This is a genomic window from Botrimarina hoheduenensis, assembly GCF_007859815.1.
GTDB lineage: Bacteria > Planctomycetota > Planctomycetia > Pirellulales > Lacipirellulaceae > Botrimarina > Botrimarina hoheduenensis.
The window spans coordinates 758898-779000 of the sequence record NZ_SJPH01000002.1; the positions used below are offsets into that span (position 1 = coordinate 758898).

Genomic DNA, 20103 nt, shown 5'->3' on the forward strand with positions numbered 1-20103 from the left:
ACAAGGAAGTGTGGGAGCAAACATGCCAAAGCGATTGGTCTTTAGATCGGCAACTAGCCGCCCGGCGACTTCGGGGGCATGGCTATCGAGCCGCTATGTTCGCATTGCATTAGGGCTGATTGTGGCCGCCAGCGTCTCGCTGGCGGATACCCCTGCAGCGCTAGCGACCCCAACCAAGAAAACGACGCGGGTCTCCGCGCGATTGACCGCGGCGGAAGTCGCTAAGCCGCTCGCGCAAGCCAACCCAGAGACCAGTCCGTCTCCCGTGCCACCAGCGATTGAGCCGCAAGAGCCCGCAACGGCGGCCCCTGACGACGCTACGCCGGTAATCGAATTAAGTGTCGATGCCACCACGCTGCACCGCAGCCTGCTGACAAGCGAGCAGACGATTCCCATCAAGCCGGGCCGCCGCTCGCTTTGGTTTGCCAACTGGGTGCCGGGAGTCGCGGGGCCAACCGGTCAGATTGCCAACCTGGCACGCGTGGTCTTTAGCAACGAGGACGATGAGCCGCTGCGCTGGTCGCGAGACCCGACCGACCTGAATCGGTTCTGGGTGACGGTCCCCGAAGGGGTCGATCGCCTTCAGGTTCGGTTGACCTACCTGGCGAACCAGCCAACACAACTCTCAACGGGTGTCGATACGTTCGGAACGCGACAACTGCTGACGCTCAACTTTAATACCTGTCTTGTCTATCCCGACGGGTGCGATGTTTCGCAGACCGCGATTCATACACGTGTCCGTGTGCCGGCAGGCTGGGGAGTCGGTACCGCGATCAAGCCGATCTCGTCCGACCGCCAGACGGGCGAGATCGACCTCGGTCGTACCAGCCTTAAGCGGTTGGTGGATTCACCGCTGATCGCCGGTCGCTATTACCGGGCTGTACCGCTGGATCGCGAGGGGTTCCCGCCGACGGTTATGCACTTGGTCGGAGACAGCCACGCCTGCACAACCGTGCCGCAGGAACGTGTCGATCAGCTGACGGAGATCATGCCCCAGGCTGTTCGGCTATTTGGCTCCGCTCCGTTTGATGATTACGCCTTCTTAGTAGTCTGCACCGATCGCCTGCCGCGCTTCGGTTTAGAGCACGGCGCGAGTTCGCTCAATTGCGTGCGGGCCATGGCGCTGCGTGACGACTCGCTCTACCGGCACCGTCCGGCTTACCTGCTGCCCCACGAGTTGGTACACGCATGGTGCGGCAAGCACCGCTTGCCCGAGAAGATGTCGAGCACCAATTTCCACGAGCCGCTCGGCACCGAGTTGCTATGGGTTTATGAGGGGCTCACCCAGTACCTGATGCAGTTAGTGGCGGTTCGCTCCGGACAAGTGTCGATGGGCTACCATCGCGAGTACCTCGCGTATCAGGTCTCGGAGCAGTTGCAGCGGACGGGGCGCGAGTGGCGTCCGTTGTCCGACACCGCGGTGTCGGCACCCACCCTGCGTGGGGGACCTTCGAACTGGGCCGATCTGCGTCGTGGCCAGGATTACTACGATGAAGGTGCCCTGTTCTGGCTGAACGTCGATTGCTTGCTCCGCGAGAAGTCGGGCGGCAAGGCCTCGATGGATGATTTTTGCAAGCAGTTCTTTGCCGTTGATACCGATTCACCGGTAGCCACGAGTTACTCCTTGGACGACCTAGTAGCGAACCTGGAGTCGCTCGCGGATCACCCATGGCGCGGCATGATCCAAAGGCACGTTTACCTGCCTCAGGCTGAGCTAGCGCTCGACGGCGTGAATCGCTCGGGTTATGAGCTGGGCTGGGTCCGTCGCAAACCCACGTTTGTCAACAATCGCGAAGAGGTATTGGGTTCGATCCAAGCGATCGATTCGCTGGGGATCGTGGTCTCGACGGCCGGAGTCGTCGAACGCGTTGTCCCCGAGAGCGTTGCCGATGACTCGGGCCTGCGCGAGCGTTCCGAGGTGGTCGCGGTCAACCGCCGTGCTTTCTCGCCCTCGGTCCTTAATCAAGAATTGGACGCGGCCGCAAAGTATCGAGACGGTGAAACGATCGATCTGATCGTCCGCGAAGGGCAGTGGTACTCGGTTCACGAGCTCAGCTACAGCGAGGGACCTCGCCACGCCGTTCTGAAGCGGCATGACGAAGGGCCCGACCTGCTCACGGAGATTCTGCGATCGCCCCCTAGCGAAGCCGTGTCATCTGAAAAGACGGCTTCCATGACGGCGAAGTCCAAGTCCTCACGACTACGATCGCGAGTTACCGCTGCGGTAAGCGCTCAGCGTTAGTTCGGCGGTCATCCGGCCTGAGAGTGGCTTAATTCGTTTGGACAACTGCCGGCGCGGGGGTCACCCGCAGGTCGGCAAGGTTTATCTGCTGACTCAGCAGCGATTCGCCCCCCAGCCCGATTGCTTCGAGCGTCAACTGCGGCCCAGCCGACCAGTCGATCCGCACCATACCGAACTGGGTTTGCTTGAGGAGCGGTCCAACGCGGTTGCGGTTCGGCTCGCGTGCTGGCTGTTTGGGGTCGGTAAGTCCCGACGAGGTGAAGTCCCACATCGGATAGGGCGTGCCGGCCTCGGTGCTGCGAGAGATCTCAGCTAGGTGGCGGTCGCCGCTCAGGAAGATCACCCCTCGGGCCTTGGTACTATCGATCAGGTCGTAGAGTCGTTGCCGCTCTCGGGGGAAGTTGCTCCAGCCCTCCCAGCCGTGCTCGTCGGAAACCACCTGCACGCTCGAGCCGATGAGTCGCACCGCGGCAGGTTCGCTGAGCTGTTCTTCGAGCCACTGCCACTGTGCTTCGCCCAGCAGCGACCCTCCGCCGTCCGGTTGGGGGCCATAGGGACCTCGGCCTTGCCGCTTCTCAGCGGGTACCTCTCGGAGAGGACTACGAAAGTACCGCGTGTCGAGCAGCAAGACTTGTACGCGCTGGTCCTCGGGCCCGAAACGCCAGGCCCCATAGACGCCCTCTCGACCCCAACGCGGCGAGTCGGCCGGCTCACGAAAGAACGAGAGCATGACGGTTTGCGAAGCCTCCTTGAAGGGGAACTCGCCTCCAGCGTCGTTCAATCCGTAGTCGTGATCGTCCCACGTGGCGAGCACCGGGCAGGCACGCCGCAACCGACGAAAACCAGGCTTAGCACCAAGCTTGCGATAGGCCGCAGCGATATCGCCGGCCGAGCGTGGCGGGTGCTTCCTGTCGGCATACATGTTATCGCCGATGAAGAGGAAGGCATCGGGCTGCTGGGCCACGATGTCGTCCCAGATCGGCTGATCGAGGTCCTGCTTCGCGCACGAACCGAACGCGATCTTATCGATCCGCTCAGGCGAGAGGGGCGTCTCACCCGTGGCCGGGCGGCAGACCGTCGTGAGGACAACGGCAAGAGCGAGCAGACCCTTCAGGCTGCCGCGCGTGAGGAACGTCATGGATGGCGGTACAGGGGGTTGGCAAGATACTTAGGATGCGTGATGCCATCGTACCTCAGCGACCAGGCGTCGCAACCTTCTAGTGTACCGACGCGCGATCCCCGGCAAGCCAATCGCCCAAGGAGGCCATGGGCTAAGCTGATCGGTGTGATAAGCACGGACATCGTTTGGCAGTGGGCAAGAATCATCAAGCAATCAAGCTCGGCAGGCCACCACGTTTGAAGCAACAAAGTCTCGGCACCGAACTTTGTGTGCGCCCCAAGAGGCTTCCACACGATGATTAGGTGGCGCGGCAGTAATCGCCATGAGTTGGCCTCAGGAGATGCAGGACGGCACCAATGCCGGAAAAAGCAGCGCTCGCTCGAAGGGTGAGAGGAACCGCCCTTTAAGGCCAGGGCATTCAGCCTTGAAGCCTAGGGAAGGAAGCGTGGGCACGATAGAACTCGAATCGGTGACCTCTTGCAGGTGTAGCAAGTCGGTCATCTTGGCCGATACGCCGCGTAAGCAATTTTCTGGTAGGCGTTTGTGTTGAGTCGAGGTAGCCAATCCGTTCGTCTCACGAATCGATTATCTATCGGCTTTTCTGCCCCCTTGCGAGGGTCCTCTGGCACTTCTCTGACAAGCGTCCGCACTTGCTCCGAGGTAGGTGGATCAGACCTCCGCGAATTCGAGCATTTCCGTCGGTGCGGAGGTTGAGGCAGCCTCGGCGGGTTTGCTGGTCGCCTCTCGCCGCTCAATACGGTCACTCCTAAGCGTGGCCAGCTCTTTGCTAGAATGCGTCGAACGGTGGAGACGAAGCGTGCCGTCGTGTGCCACTGTCCCGCTTGTCCGGCAGTGGGCCCCGGGTACCCGCTTCAGCACTGCTGGGCAAAGCCAGCAGTGGCATCTATGGAGTGTAAGCCGAAGAAGGATATCCTAAACGGGACATGGAGCTTTCCCAAAGCGAAATCGTTGGAGTAGTGAAGAGAGTGCGAGAACATCAGTAAAACAACCACCGTCACAAGACGGTAAACCAATAGGAGAAGGACAGTGAAGACAATGACAACCATATCCGTGAAGACAATCGCGCTTGCGCTTGTGCTGCTGGGCGCCATGACGCCGGCCTTTGCCCAACAGGAAGTTGCCCTGAAGGATCCCGTCCAGATCGAGATTGAAAACTGGCGCGGCAGGGCGTTCTACGAACTTCTGTTCATGAACCGCCAGCCCGACGGCAGCGGGCTCGGTGTCTACCACAATTCTCTCGGCTTAGACCTTGAGGCGTCCAACGAGGTGATGGACGCCCGCTTCCGGGCTCTGGATGCAGATACCTTGATAAAGAAATACGGGGGTGATGGGGTCATCTTCAATGGTCCGCGCCGTCTCGTGGCTAACAGTATCACCGGGGGGATCGCCTGGAATGGCGGCGAGAAGACGGTGATCGGAACGATCCCATTTCGCGTGTTAGGCGTCTTCGAAACCCCTAGCCTCGATAAGGCTGCTACTGAAGAACCGCCTGCTTACTATGTCCTGACCTCTAAACGAACCAATTCCTTTAAGTTCCATGCTGGCGAAACGGTATACGAGCTTATCACCCCAGAGGGCGCCGTCTACACCATGTTCAGTCTGTCCCTGAAGATCGACCCCAAGAACACCATTGAAAACCTGCCCACCCTCGGCGAGCGCCTGAAATTACCGGAAGGTTGGAAATTCAGATCGCGCAAGTTGGATCAGGAAATGATTCTGACGTCCACCGCCGATTCCGAACCGCCTAACACGATCGTTCTCGACGAGCTTGTGGGCAACTATCAGTACAACGCTGAAGCCAGCCAACAGACTACGAATCGGCCAAATCACCCATGATCGCTCCAGGCACGAGCCCCCTATTATCGGAGCTTGGACGACCAGTGGCCGCTTCGAACAGAACGCCGCATAAGAACCGCATGCACCTGACCGGATACAGCGGGCTTCGCCCGCTTCCACCGACAGGTGATGCGGGGCGTTCGGCAAAGAAATCAACAACACACGAGTACAACACTATGAAAATAGCCATCTCAGCATTGGTCGCCTTGGCCGCGATCCTCCCGAATGCCGGCCTTGCGGAGACTATCCCAGTCACCATCATGAACTACATTCGCGCAGAGAGCGATGTGCAGTTCAAGGGGTACGCGGAGAGAGCGGGTGGAGTCGGAGAGATTCTGCATCTACGCGAACCTTACTCAGTCGAGAACCAGACGACCATCCGCGGCAACCGTGACACGCTGTATTCCGCAGTGGTCCTCGATCTCAGCTCGCCGGCGGTGATCGTCAAACCCGAATCAGCAGACCGCTTTCAATCTCTGCTTGTCATTAGCCAGGATCATTACATGCCTATCCTCAAGCACGGAGGCGGGGAAGTCATGCTGACAATGGACTCTGTGGGGACGCGCTACGCGATGGCACTTTTCCGGACTTTTGCCGATCCAAATGACCCAGCAGACATGAAGGCCGCGCACGCCCTGCAGGATAAAATCCAAACTAAGCAGGCATCCCCGGGCAAACTCGAATTGCCGGAATGGGACATGACTTCCTTTGTGCGAACACGGAAAGATCTCAATCTTCTAGTGGCTAGGCTGTCCGACTTTTCCGACGGATTCGGAAAGAGAGGCCAGGTGGATCCCATCACCCACCTGATGGCGACCGCCGGTGGATGGGGCGGCAATCCGGCTCGTGGTGCGACATACGTCAGCATTTTTCCTGAGATGAATGACGGAAAAACGGCCTACACGCTCACAATGCCGAAGGATGTCCCCGTCGGCGCGTTCTGGTCGGTGACGGTCTACAACAAGGATGGCTTCTTTGAACCCAACCAGCTGGGCGCCTACTCCAAAAACAATGTGACAGGCAAGAAGAATGCCGACGGTAGCATGACCATCCATTTCGGGGGTGATCCGGGCGCTGACAATTACCTTCCGATTACCGAAGGCTGGAATTACCTGGTGCGTCTATACCTGCCGGAAACGGAAATTCTTGAGGGGGATTGGATTCCTCCGGCAGCTGTTCCCGTAAAGTAAGTGCCATCCTGATCCAGTATAAGTGTGATGGCAGAACAAGGCGGTGGAATCAACCGCACCCCTTGTCACGCCTCCTTCTTCCTCGCTTCGCTCGGGGCAGGTTTCGCGCCACGGGGAGCCGTGAGTCACCTTTGACGTTATACGGCGGAGCTATCGTCCTCGGATTGAAGTTATTGCAGCCGCGTCCTACACACCGCTGCAAGTTTCGCCGCTCTACAAGTCGCCTCGGGTGCACCAACCGACCGCACTTAGCGACAAGGCCAACAGCAGGCGCCGGCGAAGACCTCTGCAGGTTGCATGCGATCGGCTCTTGAGCGTCCAACTTGGCGACCTAAGCGACCGAGAAAGGCGTCGCCGAAAGAACGACTCTGACAAAACTGCCAGAGTCTGTGGGCAGCCGGGCAAGGCAGCTTCACCCAAGCCGTTCCACCACAGTGGATTACGGCTTCATCCACGGAGACCGCGCGCTTGCGAAAAACGCATCCGCTCTACGCCGGCCTTCCCTTGTATTAAATCACTGCCAAGTAACGATTTGAGTGGGCACGACAGAACTCGAATCTGTGACCTCTTGCATGTCAAGCAAGCGCTCTAACCAACTGAGCTACGCGCCCTCGTGTCCCTGCCCGCGGTTGTCGCGGGCCGAGACTAGTAGTTTATCGTCTGGGCCAGGGGCATGCCAGTAGGCGCGGCTCGGTTGATCTCCCGAGCAAGTCGCCCCGCAGTTGCTGGAGCTGCCGGAAAGAGGGCAGCAAGAACGGCCCTACCGCCTAGACCGCAGTCTGTGGCAGGCCCGGCAAGGGCGGAGAACCGCCTGCGAGCCGAAAAAAGCAAAGAAGCCGCCGGCAGATTGGCTCAGCGAAGGACGTCGGCGGGCTGCTCAGCCGAGGCGATCGGACCCCAAGCCTCAGCCTCACTAACCGGTCTGGCGAGCTGTGACAGGACCGTGAGCCCAAATACCCATGCCGCGACGAAGCCAAAGACTTCGCCGTAGTGGATCGCGGCTTTCCAAGTAAGCAGGACTCTTCGCATAGCAAGACTCAGCGGATCACGCTTCGGCTACGGCTCCATCGCATAGCCAAGACCCGATTACAGCAAGCCTTCGCTTATTCGGCAAGCTCATTGCTACCCCTTCGACCCGCAAATGTTGAGGAAACTCGCGCAACCGCCCCGAGTGCTAGCAGTGGCGGTCTGCCGCCAAGCGGTTCGGTTGCTCCGTCGCCCCCCAGGGCGTGCTCTACTCGGTGGCGGCGTCGGGCTCAGCGGCCGGCAGAGTGCTTTCGCGAGGGGCGACCTCTTCAGGCTGCCGGACCTCGTCGCGGGTGTCGCTCGACTCGCGGCGCCGCAGATAGATCTTCATGGGCACCTCGGCGAAAGGAAACTCGTCGCGGAACCGGCCGAGTAGGTAGCGCTGGTACTGGGGCGTGATCGCCGCGGGCTGGCTGACAAACAGCACGATCGTCGGCGGCTGCGTGCCCACCTGGGTTGCGTAATAGATCTTGGGACGTCGGTTCTTATAGAGCGGCGGCGGAGTGTGGCGAACGGCGTCGCGCACCACGCGGTTGAGTTCACCCGTGCCGACGCGCTCCATCGATTGCTTGAAGAGCATCTGCCCATGGTTGAGCAGTGCCTTAACGTTCTTGCCGGTCTTGGCAGTAATGAATGCGATCGGTGCGTAGGGCATCATGCGGAAGTTGTCCGCCAGATAGTTGACCCACTTCTCGGTCGGCATCGAACCGGCGAGCTGGTCCCACTTATTGACAACCAGCACGCAGGGCTTGTGCTGCTTACCGATATAGTCGGCGAGCTGCTTATCGATCTTACCGATGCGCTGCGTGCAGTCGAGAAACAGAAACACCACGTCGGCGCGGCGGATGCTGCGCTGCGCGCGGTGGGCACCATAAAAGTCGATGTCGTAGGTCTGCTGGGCGCGAGTGCGGCGGATGCCCGGCGTGTCGATCGCGACGAACGCGCGGCCGTCGAGCTCGAAACGCACATCGACACTGTCGCGCGTCGTGCCTGGCACCTCGCTAACGATCATCCGCTCAGCCTGGGCGAGCGTGTTGACGAACGTGCTCTTGCCGACGTTGCGTCGTCCGACGATCGCCACCTTCATGTCAGGGTCGGTTGGCGCGCCGTTGGCTTCATCCGCTTCCGGCAGCGCATCGAAGATACGATTCAGCAGGACCGAACGATTGCGGTTCTGTTCGGTGCTGACTTTGAGCGGCTGGCCATGGCCGAGCCGACCGAAGTCGTCGGCTTGGGTGTCGAATTTTTCGTGATCGGTCTTGTTGGCGACGCAGATGACGGTCGTCTTGAGGTAGCGGAGCCGTTTGGCAACCTCCGAGTCCATGGTCGCGATTCCCTCGCGGGTATCGACCACAAACAGGATCAGGTCTGCCGAGTCGATCGCTTGGCTGATCTGATTCTCGATGTCCTGCGTGAGGGCATCGGCGTCCATGTGCCCCATGCCCCCCGTGTCGATCAGCTCGAAAAAACGGCCCTCGTGCTCCATTAGGTAGACGACGCGGTCACGGGTGATACCTGGTCGGTCGTCAACGATCGCTACGCGTAAGCCGGCCAGCCAGTTCAGCAAGCTGCTCTTGCCGACATTGGGCCGCCCGACGATCGCGACTTGTGGAATACCCATGAAACCGAGGGAGGAACGAGGAAGACGCCGTTTCAGCAAGCCCTTGAGCATAGTTGCCCCGACCCGCGAGGAATACCGCTGGCCCCCTGCGATCGGCTATCTTCATGGTCTTGCGGCGGACGCCTGAGTGCCCCCTCAGTTCCGCCAAAGCTGATAGCTTTGTGTCTCTGCCCTTTTTGGATCAGGTCGATGGTCCCGCTTTCTCCAGGAACCGTGCTGCAGCGTCTGGAGAGCCTCCAACGGGCGGGAGTCTCGATCCTGCCGCGGGCGACGGCTCGCCTTTCTCAGGAGTCCCCCCCCTCCGCCAGCGTCTCAGCAGCACCGGCGATCTCACACGTCCAGCAGCCGCCCGGAGAGGCCTCACCAACGCGACCTGGATCGCCCCCTGCACAGACCCGGGAGCCCTCTGCCCTCCGCACGGCAGTGCCGCCAGAGCCTTCGTCGGCACCCACCCTGGAAGTGCTCCGCCAAGAGGTGGCCGGCTGTACCGCCTGCAACGAGCTGGTGAGCTCGCGCACGCAGACGGTTTTTGGCGTCGGAAACCCCCGGGCGCGGCTTTGCCTGATGGGCGAAGCGCCCGGCGCTGATGAGGACCGCCTCGGTGAGCCGTTTGTCGGTCGGGCCGGACAGCTGCTGAACAAAATGCTCGAAGCGTGCGGACTGTCCCGCGACGAGGTTTACATCCTCAACGTGCTAAAGTGCCGGCCCCCCGACAATCGTAACCCCACGCCCGATGAGGCGCGGGCTTGCGCGGGTTTTCTCGGCCGTCAGCTCGACCTGATCGCGCCCGAATTTATCGGTTGCCTGGGAGCGGTCGCTGCTCAGAGCTACCTGGCAACAACCACTCCCATCGGGCGGTTGCGGGGCACGGTCCATGAACACCAGGGGCGGAAGGTCGTCTGCACCTATCACCCGGCCTATCTGCTGCGGAATCCCTCTGCCAAGCGGCAGGCTTGGGAAGATTTGCAGCTGCTGATGAACGCGATGGGCGTGGCGATCCCCCCGTCGGGGAACCAGCCGGCGAGATAGACCGCCGCTGTTCCGGCTGGTCTTTGCAGGCGGTGCCTTGAGTCTGAGTCCGAAAGCGCGCTTGTTCTGACAAGCGCTAGAAGCGGGTGGCACCGACTTTAACGATTGCGCAACCCTGTCCGCGCGACCTTGCGCGTCGTGTCGGTCAGGTATAACGGGCGCTCGACGAGAACCCCACTAGCGGGGTGGCAATCGCTTCCGAAGGTCGCCGGCCGTTGATAAAGTCGAGGTTGCTGTACCGCGGTGTCGTATCCCTTCGGCCCCGCAGACTTCGGTTCGTTCCTGCACCTCGCCGCGTCTAGCGGTGCTGACGATGTACGCTCCCCAGCCGCCCAGCAAACAACCTGATCAAGTCGATTGTCTGCTCCGTAACGCGGAGCTGCGCAACGAACTCGAACCGCTCTTCGACGAATCGATAGGGTCGGTCGATGTGGCGCGCATGACGACCGACAGCGAGAACGATTTCTTGGCGTCGATGCTAGCCTGGGAGCGGGCACCCATGCTGCCGATTGCCGAGTGGTTTGATCCGCCGCTGCGGCTCCCCGAGTCGGACACGCTGGGCGATGACGAGGTCCGGCGGAGACTGTCCGAGACGGTTCGATTGCTGTACTCGAAGCACGTGGTGCTGGACTTTACCGACCACTTAAGCGATCGCGAGCTATACACGCTGATTGCGCGCGACATCTTGCCGAGTTACGAGAAAAAGCTCGAGACAAGAACCAGCTACCTGCACTGGGACTGCGCCAACACCAGCGACGATCCCGAGATTTGGCTCCAGTACTACGCGACAGACGAAGAGCGTGAGATGTGGGCCGACGAGATGGGCTCGGAACCGCCGGAACTCGCCGAACCGCCGCACCGCCGCCGTCTGCCGCGGGCCCCGATGTAGGCTTCGCACTCAACACGGGATCGTGGCGACACGCGCTTTCTACGGTTCGGCCTTCGGAACGACCCCCTTCAGAGCAGCTCGGGCCAGATCGCGTCGCTGACCAGCAGACCACGGCGTGTCAGACGCACCACTTCGCCGTCGTCACAGAGGAGCGCGTGCCCCACGAGTCGGGCAAGGGTTTCGCCGGCGAGCTCGTCGAGCGAATACCCAGCGGCAGACCTAAACTCTGCGCGCCGCAGCCCTTCGAGTCGGCGCAGGCCGAAAACCATGCGTTCGCGTGCACGCGCCTCGGGCGAGAGCGTCTCGCGCTCTGCCACAGGAGATTGCCCCGCCAAGACGCGGCGTAGGTAGGTAGTGGTGCTGCGATGGTTGGTTTCACGCACGCCCCCCACGTACCGCGCCGCGCCGGGACCCGCGGCGTAGTACTCTCGGCCCGACCAGTAGGCTTCGTTGTGGCGGCTGCGTCGGCCGGGTTGAGCGTGATTCGATACCTCGTAGTGTTCAAAACCCGAACGGGTTAGCAGATCGATCGCGCCGATATACATCTGCGCTTGCAGATCTTCGTCCACCTCTGCCAAGCTCTGCCGCTCGCGGCGGGCCCAGAACGTCGAACCTTTTTCGTAGGTTAAGCCGTAGGTGCTGATGTGGTGCGGTTCAAGCTGTAACGCGTCGCGGACATCGTCGAACCACTCTTCCAAGGATTCTTCGGGGGCCGCAAAAATCAGATCGATGGCAACGCCCAAGCCCGCCTCGCGCGCCGCGCCAACAACCGTTTTCACCTCCTCGGGTGTGTGATCGCGCTCCAGACGCAGCAGTTTGCTTGGCTTGAGCGACTGGACGCCAAGGCTCAGCCTCGTGACGCCAAGGTCGGCAAGCAGCTCCACCGATTCGGCCGACAAATCGCCGGGATTGGCTTCGACGGTCCACTCGCGCTCCACCCCCTCGGCGGCGGGGAACCAGTGATCGGCCAGCGTCAGCAATTCGCGCAACGGTCCGATCGCCAGCCGCGTGGGAGTTCCGCCGCCGAAGTACAGCGTCTCGACAGGCCGTGGCTCGCCCAGCCAAGACAGCTCTTTCGAGATGGCACGCAGATAGTCGGCTGCCAGATCATCACGCCCGGCAATCACGGCGAAGTTGCAATAGCCGCACCGATGACGGCAGAACGGCACGTGAAGGTAAGCAGACCGTGGCGACATGGTGGACGGCGTACAACAGGGCCGCGACCAGCTGGCCGCTGCGACAGTCTACTTGCCCGCTTTCTTGGCGGCGGTCGCAAGCCCCTTGGCAAACAAATCGGCCGCCTCGGCCGCTGATAGCCCTTGGAGAACGATAAAGGCTTCGGACAGAACGCGGCGAGTCTCGGCGGCGTTGATCTTGGTCTTGTCCGTATCAACCCGACCCGAGACGACGGTGTAGAACTCGGTTAGCTTCATCGTTGGCTCTCCGTTGCAGGACAGATGCTCTGGATACGTGGGGGATTCCGTGGCCCCGCATGAGGCAGACGAGTGGGCGCTGTGCGTCGCACATCGTGCCAGCGGCAGCCTAACGCGATGAGCGGCAGATCGCCAAGCCGGATCGATCAAGCCGGATCAACCTAACCAGATCGACCAAGCCATTCTTCCCAATGGAACGCGGATCCAAGACGCGAGTGACTTGGTAGATCTTGCCACTGGCTGGAGGTAGGCGAAAACCACCCCGAGGAAGCCGAAAAAGAGTGGAGCGGAAGGGAGTCGAACCCTCGACCTCTGCATTGCGAACGCAGCGCTCTCCCAACTGAGCTACCGCCCCGGTTGTCGAATGCGCGCCCCGGGGAAAGGGGTTCACTGCCGACGGCTGCATGGTTGGGGGGCCACACAACGGGCATGAAATATAGCGTTCTGCGCCGGGCCCCGCCAGCCATCCCTCGTTCAACGTCGCACGATCCCCCTCAGCAAGCGGGTGGGGACGCCCGGCCCGGCTTTCCAATTACGGCTGTCGCGTGAAATCGCCGTATTATCACCGAGGACAAACCACTCTTCCGGCCCCAGCTGCCAGCCACCGATCGGAGCGCTTAGCGAAGCGGCGTCCGTGCCCTGCGACGCAGCGGGGGCATTTAGGTACTGATCGCGATAGACCGTCAGGCCTGCCACCGTGATCGCGCCCGACGCCACAAGGGTCAGCCGATCGTCTGTGCTGCCCGCTCTCAGGAAGTGCCCCTCAAGCGGAGCCGTTAGCACGGTTTTACCATCGATCGCGACAAGCAATTGATGATCGAAAGTCGAAACGGTTACCAACGGGTCCGTTCGCGGTGCGCTCGAGGGGGTCGCCCCAATCGATCGCCTTCCAACGAACCCAACAACCCGCTTGCCCGCGGCTTCCTGGGCGACTCGCACCCGTAGATCGCGACGCCCCTGGGGCATAACCTCGATCAACGCTCCTTCCGCCAAACTCAGCCGAAACTCGACGGCCCGGTCAAACATCGGCCGCACCCGCCGCGTTACCTGGGCGTTGTAAGGTAAGTCGTCGGTGAGGGGATTTGCGAAGACAAGGCGTCCCCCATGGCAGCGCCATGTGTTGTACCGCATCATCGCGTCTGGCAAGCGTGCTCCGTCTTCAGTGCGCCAACCATGCAGCGAGCGGGCGATCGGAACCCATAGGCTTTGCTGTTCCGACAACGATTTGGCGATCCGCCGATCGTTGATCCACAGGTCTCCGTCGGCCAACGCAACCGCTTCGCCTGGCAGGCCAAGCACCCGCTTCACCAGCAGCTGGCGTGCGTCCTCGGGCGAACGGAGCAAAACGGTTTGCCAGCGCTGAGGCAAGCCACGGTAATGCCCCGCGAGGAGCCGGTCAGCCGGCCCGTCAGCCACCACCTGGGTTGAAGCCGAGCCGCACTCAGGGCAGGCGTCGGGGGATTGTGCAGCCTGATCGATCGCCCATGAAGCACCGCAACCGGAGCAAACGGCAAGACGGTGCGATCCAACCAAGTGGGGTGCCATCGAACCGCCGGCCACGACCACCGGACGAATCAATCCGGAGGCAACAAACCCTTCGACGAGCACCGCCAGTATCGCCAAACCTACCAAGCCCTGTACCACGGCAGCGAGGCGACGCCCGAGCTTGGCACGGAAGACACTCACCGATCGGCGTACCCGTCGGGGTGCGTCCCGTGCCAGCGCCACGCCGAGGCCACAATCTCATTGATATCCGTGTGACGGGCCCGCCAGCCCAGCAGCCGTTCGGCACCACGCGGGTCGGCAACCAGTTTGGCCGGGTCGCCCTCGCGACGGGGACCGGCTACACACGCAATGGTTTTGCCGGTGGCTAACTCACACGCGGCGATTACCTGGCGAACGCTCGCGCCTTGCCCCGTGCCCACATTCACGCGCAGCTCGGTCGGACCGTCAGCGCTGTTGCCCAGCTTTTGGATCGCGGCAACGTGGGCATCGCCGAGGTCATCGACGTGAATGTAGTCCCGAATGCAGGTCCCGTCGGGGGTCGGATAATCTTCACCAAAGATAGTGATGTGCTCGCGTTTGCCGAGCGCTACGTCGAGCACCAGCGGGATGAGGTGGGTCTCGGGCTTATGGTCTTCGCCGATCGAACCGTCAGCGGCCGCGCCCGAAGCATTAAAGTAGCGCAGCGCGGCGTAAGACAGACCGTACGCCCGACGATAGTCTGCCATCGCCCGCTCGATCACGAGCTTGGTGAACCCGTAAGGGTTGATCGGTGCCTGCGGATGATCCTCGGGGATCGGCACCGTGTTCGGGACGCCGTAGGTGGCGCAGGTACTAGAAAACACCAGCTTCTTCACGTCGCACGCGACCATCGCGTCCAGCAACGAGAGGGTGCCCACAATGTTGTTCTGATAGTACTTTGCCGGATCAGTGACCGACTCGCCCACGTACGCATACGCCGCGAAGTGCATTACCGCCTCGATGGCGTTCTCGGTGAGCAGCCCTTCGACCAGCGCACGATCGGCCAGATCTCCCTCGACGAGGCGCGTTGAACCTGTCGCGGCCCGATGGCCGTACACGAGATTGTCGAGCACCACCACGCTGTGTCCCGCCGCCAACAAACGCTTTACCGCGTGCGAGCCAACGTATCCGGCTCCGCCTGTGACTAAGATGTTCATCTGCTGTCGGCCTCGGTTGCTGAGCGGACTCGTTACTCACGGGGGGTGTGCGTTACCGTATCCGGAGTGTCGAGGGGCGACAATCCAACGGCCACGACCCAGCGGATAATTACGACAGAACCCGAGAAGAAAATCCACGATGCGGACCGTGCTGATTCCTGGCTTAGGTGCCGATGCCGAGCTCTTTTACCCCCAGAAGGAAGCGTTGGGGCGCGAGCTGGTGGTTTGTCTGCCTCAGCGGGAACCGCTAGCTAAGTCCTTCACCGCCGCCGCCGAGCAACTCGCGCATCGAATGAAGCACCTGGGGCTCACTCGCGAGCCCTATCAGCTTGGGGGGATGTCCTTCGGCGGCTCGCTGGCGGTCGAGATGACACGCTTTCTCGATCGCAAACCCCAACGGCTGATGCTGATCGCGGCCAATCGGACCCGCGCCACGCTGCCACTACGGTTCGCGGTGGCACGGTCGCTCGGTGGGTTCGTGCCCAGGAGTGTCGTTCCGGCGTTCTTGAGGGGCGGTGCCGGCCTGCTTGCCCGCAGGGAGCGGCTCGATGCGGAGCAAACCCAGCGGCTGCGGGGCATGTCCGAAAGGGTCAATTATCCGCTCTTGATGGCCGGTGCGCGGGCGATCGCCGGGTGGCGATTCAATGACGACGACATCGAGGCGCAAGGCGTGCCCGTGCGTCAGATCCATGGCCGTGGCGACGGGGTGATCCCGCCCGTCAAACGGCACGTAACCGACTGGATCGAGGAGGGCCGCCACCTCATCAACTGGACCCACGCCGAGCGGGTCAATGCTTGGCTGATGAGCCCCTAGTTGAGGGTCCCTGGCCACTCTCGTCATCCCGACGAGCGAGCCGCTTGCGCGCTTTACAAGCCGAGCTGGCTGCGTTCCTACCGCCCGAACGCCGCGAAAGCGGCGACAAAGTGCTGTGCCGACAACGGCCGGCGTGCGTCCTTGGGCCAGTGGATCGCGACCACGTCGAAGCGGATCGGGTGATCGTCGAGGTCGTTTGCCCGCAGAAACGCCTGGGCCGTGCGGATCAGGCGGCGCTGCTTCTCAGGGGTGACCGCCTCGGCCGGAGAGCCGGCCCGCAAGTTGCGGCGGGTCTTCACTTCGGTGAAGACGAGCCGCCGCTCGGCGGTGCGCTGGTCGATCGATACAAGGTCGAGTTCGCCGTAACGGTTTCGTCCGCCGGCGATTAGCACCCGATGCCCCTGGCGGCGGAGCAGCCGTGCCGCGAAGCGCTCGCCCCGCTCACCCAGGGGTTGGGTGACAAGCTGCCAGGGGGTGCCAAGTTGCCAAGGGAACCAACGCATGGCCCCCTTTCTAATCATTAGAAACACCGAGGGCACGCAGAAAACTGCGTGCCCTCGGTGAGCTGTTTCGGCGGGGGTTCGCCTACGACTTGGCGATGTCGCGACGACGCTCGGTCAAACGGGTCTTCTTGCCGACGCGGTCGCGGAGGTAGTAGAGCTTTGCCCGTCGGACAACGCTCGAACGCTTGACCTCGATCTTGGCGATCTTGGGCGAGTGGACCGGGAACTTACGCTCGACCCCCTCGTTGTTCACAATCCGGCGCACAACGAACATCTCACGCGATCCGCTGCCGCTGCGTGCGATCACAACGCCGGTAAAGATCTGGATCCGTTCCTTGTTGCCCTCGAGGATCCGCGTGTGGACATCGACGGTGTCGCCGATCTCGAACTCGGGATAGTCCTCGCCATGTTTGAGGCTGGACTGCTCAACCAGATCGAGAATTTTCTGTGACATGGTAGCGGTGGGGGCTGCGGAATAGTGGAGTTAGTTGGTGGTATCGGCTGCGGGCTGATCGGAACGTGAAGCGGCGGGCAGCAGGTCGGCCCGGCGTTGCTGGGTTCGCTCGGCCGCGTTTTGCTCGCGCCAGCGGGCGATCGCTTCGTGGTCGCCACTGAGGAGCACCTCGGGCACCGCTAGCCCGCGGTACTCACGGGGGCGGGTGTACTGAGCGTACTCCAGGTTGCGTCCGGCACGGCTGAAGGTGTCTTCTTGGCTGCTTGTTTCGTCTCCGAGCACGCCGGGTTCAAGTCGAACCACCGCGTCGATAATGGTCATCGCTGCGACTTCGCCGCCGTTGAGCACATAGTCGCCGATCGAAACCTCTTCCGGCTGGAGCAGGTCCGTGATCCGCTGGTCAAAACCCTCGTAGCGTCCGCACAGCAGCAGCAAACGGGGGCTTTGGGCAAGATCTTCGACGTACGGTTGATCGAGTCGGCGTCCCTGCGGGGTCAGCATCAGCAGTCGGCCGGGGCCGCCCGCGCTCGGGTCGGCCTGAACCGCCTCGACACAGTCGATGGTCGGCTCGGGCTTGAGCAACATGCCGGGACCACCGCCAAACGGCCGGTCGTCAACCTCTTTGTGCTTTCCTTTCGAGTAGTCGCGTAAGTTGTGCAGGTGGACCGAAGCCAGATCGCGGTCGATCGCAAGCTTCAGCAAGCTTTGGGTTAGGTAGCCCGAGAAGATTTCCGGAAACAGCGTGAGTACGTCAAACCGCATGGCGTCACTCGCTGTGCGCGACACGCCCGCTGCCTTGAATCTTCAAGGCAGCCGGCCTGAACTCACTCGGCTGAACTCACTCGGATTTGGCTTCTTCAGCAGGGGCTTCTGCGGCACCTGCCTCTTCAGCAGCCGGTGCCTCAGCCGATTGCTCTTCAGCGGCGGGCTCCTCGGCAGGCTTGGGGGCTTCGGCGGGCGGGCCGACTTCGGGCAGCTCGACCGGCATCGCCAGCTTCTCGAAAGCGGCCTTCTGGGCATCGAGGTGCGTGCCCTGCGAGCCGTACTTCTTGATCAGCACGGCGCACTTCTCGGACGGCAACGCCCCGACGCTGAGCCAGTGATCGACACGGTCGTTCTTGAGCACGACGCGGGCGTCGGCCTCGGTGATCATCGGATCGTAGGTGCCCAGCTCTTCGAGCACGCGGCCATCACGCGGGGTTCGCTTGTCGATGGCGCAGATGCGGAAGAAGTGCCGGTGGGCCCGGCCCATCTTCTTCATGCGGATGCGTACTGCCACTGCCTTGGTCTCACACGGTTTTTAGGATCGTCCCCGCTACTGGTCGGGGCCGGTGTTTCATTGGGAATTGGGTAATATGACGACGCCACCCCCGTTCCATCAACCCCTGTTGGCAGGAAGACGGTCAACCCGGCCCGGGGCCGCCCCAAAGCACGCGGCAAACGGCCCCTGCTGGGTCCGCTCAGGCCAGTCAGGCAGCCCCCGCTCAGCCCCGTCGTGTCGGGGTTTGATAATCCCGAGAGAAACCCCTCTTGCGGGGGGGGGCGGCTGGTGAGTGGTTGGGCGTGTCTACCGGCCCTTGTTCTTGCGTAGCTGCTTGAGCCGCTTCTCGCGGTCTCGTTGGGCTTTGGCCTTTTCTTTGGCGGTCAGGCGCTTGCCGGTGCTCTGCTTTTTCTTGCCAAGCTGTCCGGCCGGATTGCCCATCATCTGCGCCTGAACCTCTTTGACCATCTTCATGCGGTCGCCCATGCCTTTGCCCGCCATGGCGGTCATCATCGGGGCGATCGCATCGAACTGCTTGACCAGTTCGTTGACCGCGTGCGGCTCGACACCCGCGCCCGAAGCGATCCGCCGGCGACGGCTGTGATCGATCAGCTTCGGCTTGCGGCGTTCGGCTGGCGTCATCGAGTGGATGATGCCCTGCAGGCGGCGGAGGTCGCCTTCGGCGTCCACGTCGTCCATGTCGCCCAGCAACTGGCTCATGCCGGGGATCATCCCCATGACTTTCCGCAACGGCCCCAGCCGCTTGATCTGCTGCATCTGCTTGAGGAAGTCGTCGAGCGAAAACTCTCCTTTGGAGAGCTGCTCTTCGAGTCGGCGGGCCTCGTCTTGGTCGAACTCCTGTTGGGCCTTTTCGACGAGCGACATCATGTCGCCCTGGCCCAAGATGCGGCCGGCCATGCGCTCGGGATGGAACGGCTCGAGATTTTCGAGATGCTCGCCCGTGCCCATAAACTTCAGGGGCACGCCCGTGACCTCTTTGACGCTGATGGCCGCTCCGCCCCGGGCGTCGCCATCGAGCTTGGTCATGATGACCCCGTCCAGCTCGAGCGCTTCGTTAAAGGCCTTCGCGCTGTTCACCGCGTCTTGCCCGGTCATGCCGTCAACGACCAAGTAGACCTGATCGGGCGAGCATCGGCTGTCGACGCGTTTGAGCTGGTCCATCAGCTCGTTGTCGATGTGCAGCCGGCCCGCGGTATCGAGGATCACCACGTCGGCCCCGAGTCGCTTGGCCTGCTCGACCGCGGCACCGGTCACTTTGACAGGGTCTTGCGAAGTGCGATCACTATAGACGGGGATGTCGAGCTGTTCGCCGAGCACGTGCAGCTGATCGATCGCCGCGGGGCGCTGCAGGTCAGCCGCAACGAGCAGCGGTTTGCGTCCCGATTGTTTCAGCAGACGGCCCAGTTTGCCGCAGGTGGTCGTTTTCCCCGAACCCTGCAAGCCGCACATCATGAGGACGGTGACCTCCCCTTTGCCCTTCAGGTGCAGGGAATGATCGACGGGCCCCATCAGGTTCACCAGCTCCTGATAGACGATGCCGATGACTTGCTCACTGGGCCGCAGCGACTGCAGGACTTTCTCGCCGAGAGCTTGGTCGGAGACCCGCTTCATGAAGGCGCGAGCGACTTCGTACGAGACATCGGCCTCGAGTAGCGACTTTTCGACGAGCTTGAGCCCGTCGCGCATGTTCGCTTCGGACAGCTTGCCCTGACCACGGAGGGTCTTGAAGGCGGCGCCAAGATTTTCTTGAAGGGCGTCGAACATGCGAAGGGCGGGGAGGGGGTTACAGCCGGGCGGAACGCTAAAAAACGCGGAGAACGAGTAGCTTACGGGCGCAGGGACGGAAAGTCACGAGACTTAGCGGTCCTCGCGCAACACTGGTGGGCTGGCTGCGCTATCTCGGACAGCCCATCAGGTAGGCAACAAAGGGTGCCATCGCTGCTGAGGGCCCGACAGCGCTGG

The 20103-nt window shown here is 62.0% G+C and carries 18 protein-coding genes and 2 tRNA genes; 6 read left to right on the forward strand and 14 right to left on the reverse strand.

Features of this window, described 5'->3' with window-relative positions; genetic code table 11:
- Nucleotides 1–121: 121 nt before the first annotated feature.
- Complete coding sequence (locus Pla111_RS06795) at nt 122–2242, forward strand: M61 family metallopeptidase (RefSeq protein WP_197524820.1); 2121 nt, start codon at nt 122–124, stop codon at nt 2240–2242.
- 28 nt (nt 2243–2270) lie between these two features.
- Here Pla111_RS06795 and Pla111_RS06800 read toward each other — a convergent pair whose 3' ends face one another.
- Nucleotides 2271–3380: an alkaline phosphatase D family protein gene (locus tag Pla111_RS06800; protein WP_146572614.1), complete on the reverse strand. Its 1110-nt coding sequence runs from the start codon at nt 3378–3380 to the stop codon at nt 2271–2273.
- Nucleotides 3381–4418: 1038 nt separating this feature from the next.
- Here Pla111_RS06800 and Pla111_RS06805 point away from each other — a divergent pair.
- Entirely contained in the window at nt 4419–5219 is an 801-nt protein-coding gene (locus Pla111_RS06805) for a hypothetical protein (protein ID WP_146572616.1), read from the forward strand.
- A 176-nt stretch (nt 5220–5395) separates the two neighbouring features.
- Nucleotides 5396–6409, forward strand: coding sequence for a DUF1214 domain-containing protein (locus Pla111_RS06810; protein WP_231930791.1), 1014 nt, complete (start codon nt 5396–5398; stop codon nt 6407–6409).
- Between the two features lie 537 nt (nt 6410–6946).
- On the opposite strand, the gene Pla111_RS06815 is transcribed toward Pla111_RS06810, so the two are convergent.
- The 3 genes from Pla111_RS06815 to der all read right to left on the reverse strand — a co-directional run bounded on the left by Pla111_RS06815 (nt 6947) and on the right by der (nt 9056).
- Nucleotides 6947–7020, reverse strand: a tRNA-Val gene (locus Pla111_RS06815).
- 241 nt (nt 7021–7261) lie between these two features.
- Complete coding sequence (locus Pla111_RS17165; RefSeq protein ID WP_197524822.1) at nt 7262–7438, reverse strand: hypothetical protein; 177 nt, start codon at nt 7436–7438, stop codon at nt 7262–7264.
- A gap of 205 nt (nt 7439–7643) precedes the next feature.
- Nucleotides 7644–9056, reverse strand: a complete 1413-nt coding sequence (gene der / locus Pla111_RS06820) for a ribosome biogenesis GTPase Der (RefSeq protein ID WP_146572618.1) — start codon at nt 9054–9056, stop codon at nt 7644–7646.
- Between the two features lie 189 nt (nt 9057–9245).
- On the opposite strand from der, the gene Pla111_RS06825 reads away from it, so the two are divergent.
- On the forward strand, nt 9246–10085 hold the full coding sequence (locus Pla111_RS06825) for a uracil-DNA glycosylase (RefSeq protein WP_146572620.1): 840 nt from the start codon (nt 9246–9248) through the stop codon (nt 10083–10085).
- 313 nt (nt 10086–10398) lie between these two features.
- Entirely contained in the window at nt 10399–10974 is a 576-nt protein-coding gene (locus Pla111_RS06830; protein WP_146572622.1) for a hypothetical protein, read from the forward strand.
- A 68-nt stretch (nt 10975–11042) separates the two neighbouring features.
- Here Pla111_RS06830 and hemW read toward each other — a convergent pair whose 3' ends face one another.
- The 5 genes from hemW to galE all read right to left on the reverse strand — a co-directional run bounded on the left by hemW (nt 11043) and on the right by galE (nt 15088).
- Complete coding sequence (hemW, locus tag Pla111_RS06835; RefSeq protein WP_146572624.1) at nt 11043–12170, reverse strand: radical SAM family heme chaperone HemW; 1128 nt, start codon at nt 12168–12170, stop codon at nt 11043–11045.
- A 48-nt stretch (nt 12171–12218) separates the two neighbouring features.
- Nucleotides 12219–12407: a hypothetical protein gene (locus Pla111_RS06840; RefSeq protein WP_146572626.1), complete on the reverse strand. Its 189-nt coding sequence runs from the start codon at nt 12405–12407 to the stop codon at nt 12219–12221.
- 282 nt (nt 12408–12689) lie between these two features.
- Nucleotides 12690–12762: transfer RNA gene (locus Pla111_RS06845), tRNA-Ala, on the reverse strand.
- A 119-nt stretch (nt 12763–12881) separates the two neighbouring features.
- Nucleotides 12882–14093 (reverse strand): S26 family signal peptidase, encoded by a 1212-nt coding sequence (locus Pla111_RS06850; protein ID WP_146572628.1) that lies wholly within the window; start codon nt 14091–14093, stop codon nt 12882–12884.
- Nucleotides 14090–15088 (reverse strand): UDP-glucose 4-epimerase GalE, encoded by a 999-nt coding sequence (gene galE / locus Pla111_RS06855; protein ID WP_146572630.1) that lies wholly within the window; start codon nt 15086–15088, stop codon nt 14090–14092. Before galE ends, Pla111_RS06850 begins: the two co-directional genes overlap by 4 nt.
- Before the next feature lie 139 nt (nt 15089–15227).
- Between galE and Pla111_RS06860 the strand changes: the two genes are divergently transcribed.
- A complete protein-coding gene (locus Pla111_RS06860; protein WP_146572632.1) occupies nt 15228–15902 on the forward strand; it encodes an alpha/beta fold hydrolase in 675 nt (224 codons plus the stop codon).
- Between the two features lie 77 nt (nt 15903–15979).
- On the opposite strand, the gene Pla111_RS06865 is transcribed toward Pla111_RS06860, so the two are convergent.
- From Pla111_RS06865 to ffh, 5 genes are all read right to left on the reverse strand, one after another.
- On the reverse strand, nt 15980–16405 hold the full coding sequence (locus Pla111_RS06865) for a YraN family protein (RefSeq protein WP_146572634.1): 426 nt from the start codon (nt 16403–16405) through the stop codon (nt 15980–15982).
- 82 nt (nt 16406–16487) lie between these two features.
- Nucleotides 16488–16859, reverse strand: coding sequence for a 50S ribosomal protein L19 (gene rplS, locus Pla111_RS06870; protein ID WP_146572636.1), 372 nt, complete (start codon nt 16857–16859; stop codon nt 16488–16490).
- Between the two features lie 30 nt (nt 16860–16889).
- Nucleotides 16890–17621 carry a tRNA (guanosine(37)-N1)-methyltransferase TrmD gene (gene trmD, locus Pla111_RS06875; protein WP_146572638.1) on the reverse strand — a complete coding sequence of 244 codons (732 nt, stop codon included), beginning with the start codon at nt 17619–17621 and terminating at the stop codon, nt 16890–16892.
- 76 nt (nt 17622–17697) lie between these two features.
- Nucleotides 17698–18120, reverse strand: coding sequence for a 30S ribosomal protein S16 (gene rpsP / locus Pla111_RS06880; RefSeq protein WP_146572640.1), 423 nt, complete (start codon nt 18118–18120; stop codon nt 17698–17700).
- 306 nt (nt 18121–18426) lie between these two features.
- Nucleotides 18427–19905, reverse strand: coding sequence for a signal recognition particle protein (gene ffh / locus Pla111_RS06885; protein WP_146572642.1), 1479 nt, complete (start codon nt 19903–19905; stop codon nt 18427–18429).
- Between the last annotated feature and the right edge of the window lie 198 nt (nt 19906–20103).